This is a genomic window from Phaeovulum sp., from assembly GCF_041596715.1.
GTDB lineage: Bacteria > Pseudomonadota > Alphaproteobacteria > Rhodobacterales > Rhodobacteraceae > UBA6213.
The window spans coordinates 1-2857 of the sequence record NZ_JBFHIA010000314.1 but is presented as its reverse complement, the minus strand read 5'-3'; the positions used below and the strand labels follow the sequence as shown (position 1 = coordinate 2857).

General features: G+C 64.1%; 5 protein-coding genes. 3 read left to right on the top strand and 2 right to left on the bottom strand.

Annotation, left to right across the window (positions count from 1 at the left end; all coding sequences use genetic code 11):
- On the bottom strand, nucleotides 1-158 hold a 158-nt coding region (locus ABY403_RS15235; protein ID WP_372841671.1), incomplete at its 3' end, for a tRNA-dihydrouridine synthase.
- A 210-nt stretch (nucleotides 159-368) separates the two neighbouring features.
- Here ABY403_RS15235 and ABY403_RS15230 point away from each other — a divergent pair.
- The 3 genes from ABY403_RS15230 to ABY403_RS15220 are packed head-to-tail and all read left to right on the top strand — an operon-like array spanning nucleotide 369 to nucleotide 2454.
- On the top strand, nucleotides 369-1496 hold the full coding sequence (locus tag ABY403_RS15230) for a bifunctional 2-C-methyl-D-erythritol 4-phosphate cytidylyltransferase/2-C-methyl-D-erythritol 2,4-cyclodiphosphate synthase (protein ID WP_372841670.1): 1128 nt from the start codon (nucleotides 369-371) through the stop codon (nucleotides 1494-1496).
- A complete protein-coding gene (locus ABY403_RS15225) occupies nucleotides 1493-1987 on the top strand; it encodes a phosphatidylglycerophosphatase A (RefSeq protein WP_372841669.1) in 495 nt (164 codons plus the stop codon). Before ABY403_RS15230 ends, ABY403_RS15225 begins: the two co-directional genes overlap by 4 nt.
- Nucleotides 1984-2454, top strand: coding sequence for a CinA family protein (locus tag ABY403_RS15220; protein ID WP_372841668.1), 471 nt, complete (start codon nucleotides 1984-1986; stop codon nucleotides 2452-2454). Before ABY403_RS15225 ends, ABY403_RS15220 begins: the two co-directional genes overlap by 4 nt.
- A gap of 31 nt (nucleotides 2455-2485) precedes the next feature.
- On the opposite strand, the gene ABY403_RS15215 is transcribed toward ABY403_RS15220, so the two are convergent.
- The coding region (locus tag ABY403_RS15215; RefSeq protein ID WP_372841667.1) for a Hint domain-containing protein at nucleotides 2486-2857 on the bottom strand (372 nt) is incomplete at its 5' end.

Below are 2857 nucleotides of genomic sequence, written 5' to 3'. Positions count from 1 at the left end.
GCCTTCGCACGCACCGAGGGCCGCGCGGTCAGCATTTCGCCCGAGGCAACCATTTCGCTAACCACGAGCCCCGCGCCAAACCGTGCTACCAACCTGCGAAACGGCAGATCGGTGATCCCTGCCATCGGTGCCAAAAACACCGACGGCGAAAGCGCCATACCTGCCAATGCGATTCCCAAGTGCCCAATCCTTGTGCGTTGCCACTGCCAACTACCTCTTGCAGTGGCGAAGCTCAACCATAGCCAAAACCGACGCAGGGTAATTTAGCAGCATATGCCTATTTTTTGTGCTTTTTGGCGCACAAATGCGCCAATTGCACACCGCTTCGGCTTGGCCTAAGCAGTTTTCAGAGGTAGCCGGGGGGCGGCATGACGATTGCGGCGATCATCGTAGCAGCAGGGCGCGGTACACGAGCAGGTGCGGGCGAGCCCAAGCAATGGCGCGATTTGGCGGGCCGCTCGGTGCTGGCGCGCAGCCTTGCGGCCTTCGCCGCCTTTGACCGCGTGCTGGTCGTGCTGCACCCGGATGACATGACCCGTGGGCTGGCAGAGTTTGGCGGCTTGGTGACACTTGTGGCTGGCGGGGAAAGCCGCTCGCAAAGTGTGCGAAACGCACTGGAACTGCTTGATGGATCAGACGTATCGCGCGTTCTTATCCACGATGGCGCACGCCCGCTTGTATCCGGTGCGCTGATTGCGCGGGTGGTGTCGGCACTTGATGGCGCTGTTGCCGCCGCGCCTGCGCTGGCGGTGACAGATGCGCTTTGGCGGGGTGAGGCCGGGCATGTGAGCGGCACGGTCGCGCGCGATGGGCTCTTTCGCGCGCAGACGCCGCAAGGCTTTCACTTCGATGCCATTCTTGCCGCGCACCGCGCCTTTCCCGAAGGTGGCGCGGACGATGTAGAGCTTGCGCGCCGCGCCGGACTGGAAGTTGCGATCGTTTCGGGCGAGGAAGACAATCTGAAACTGACCTATGCGCAAGATTTCGCGCGGGCCGAACGGATTTTGGGGGCGAAAATGGATGTGCGCACCGGCAATGGCTATGACGTGCACGCGTTTTGCGCAGGCGATCATGTCTGGCTTTGTGGCGTGCGGGTTCCGCATGGGCGCGGGCTGCTTGGCCATTCCGATGCCGACGTGGGAATGCACGCGCTGACCGATGCGCTATATGGCGCGCTGGCCATGGGCGATATCGGGCGGCACTTCCCCCCTTCGGACCCACAGTGGAAGGGGGCGGCCTCGCACATATTCCTTGCCCATGCAGCGGGGCTGGTACGCGCGCAGGGCTATCGCATCGCCAACGTCGATGTGACGCTGGTGTGCGAACACCCGAAGATCGGCCCACATGCCGCTGAAATGGCGGATGTATTGGCAAAAATAATGGAGATCGAGACAGGCCGCGTCTCGGTCAAGGCCACCACTTCGGAACGTCTGGGTTTCACGGGGCGTGAAGAAGGAATCGCGGCACTGGCCACAGCAACATTGGTATCTGCATGACCCGTTTCATCACCACCTTCGCATATGTCGGCCTTCTGCGCCCTGCCCCCGGCACTTGGGGTTCGGCAGCGGCGGTGGCGCTGGCAATCGCCATCGACTACGCGCTGGGTTTCTGGGTGCTGGTGGCGGCAACGGCGGGCGTGACCGCGCTTGGCTTTTGGGCATGCGGGCGCGAATTGGCAGACCGCCCCGGCGAAGACCCCGGCGAGATCGTGATCGACGAGGTGGCAGGGCAGTGGCTGGCACTGCTGTTCCCCGCCGCCGCCTTCTGGAACATGGGCATGCACGATTGGGCGTGGCGCGCCTATCCCGGCTGGGTCGCGGCATTCTTGTTCTTTCGCCTGTTCGACATCTGGAAGCCTTGGGTCATTGGCCGCGCGGACCGGCGGGGCGATGCGGCGGGGGTGATGCTCGATGATCTTTGGGCGGGGCTTTTCGCAGGCGTTGCCACGGTCATCGCGGCGGGCGTTTCGCACGGGCTACTGATGTGACCGCGGCGGCGTTGATTGCGAATGCACGGCGCAAGGGCGCGCGTATCGCCACCGCCGAAAGCTGCACGGGCGGGTTGGTTGCCGCAGCCATAACCGATGTGCCAGGTGCGTCGGACGTGTTTGAAGCGGGTTTTGTGACCTATTCCTTGCCCGCCAAGGTAGCGATGCTGGGTGTGCGGGCAGAAACGCTCGCCCGTGTCGGCGCGGTCAGCCAAGAGGTTGCGCGCGAGATGGCCGAAGGGGCGCTTGCGCGTTCTGCCGCGACACTTGCGGTTGCCATAACCGGCATCGCCGGGCCGGGTGGCGCGGAAGGCAAACCAGAGGGGCGCGTGTGCTTTGCGCTGGCGCAGAAAGGCCGCACAACGCAGGCCTTAACGGTCGAGTTCGGGGTGATCGGGCGAAGCGCCGTGCGCGCGGCAGCCACGGCAGAGGCGCTGCGCTTGTTGCAAGAAGCACTCGATACCTGATCGCACTAGCGCCCTGCCCCGCGCCGCTGCTTCAGGCCGCCAGCAGCACGCTCACCTCATAGGCTTTCAAGCTACGGCGCGCCGCGACCAACTCGCCCAACGCTTGAGGAAAGCGCAGTTCCGGGAAGATCGAGAATAGTTCGGCGCGCTGCGCGCCGTCCATCCCGGTCAGCGTGCCTATGCCCGGCTGAAAACTTTCAGTCCACGCGCTATCGGCCAGAATGATCTCATGCGCGTCGAACATCACGTGCAGATAAGTCACGCTTTCGCAAGGCGCGCGCTCTATGCCGGGTTGACCGACCAGATGCAGCGCGGCGGCAAGCACTTCGGATTCGCCGAACAAGAGATCGGCGCGCGGCCCGCTGAGCAGCATCCGGTGCTGTGGTGACACGCGCAGATCGGC

Bases quoted from the DNA above. Each gene is read 5' to 3' on its own strand.
- ABY403_RS15230 (WP_372841670.1), top strand. From the start codon at position 369: ATGACGATTGCGGCGATCATCGTAGCAGCAGGGCGCGGTACACGAGCA.
- ABY403_RS15225 (WP_372841669.1), top strand. From the start codon at position 1,493: ATGACCCGTTTCATCACCACCTTCGCATATGTCGGCCTTCTGCGCCCT.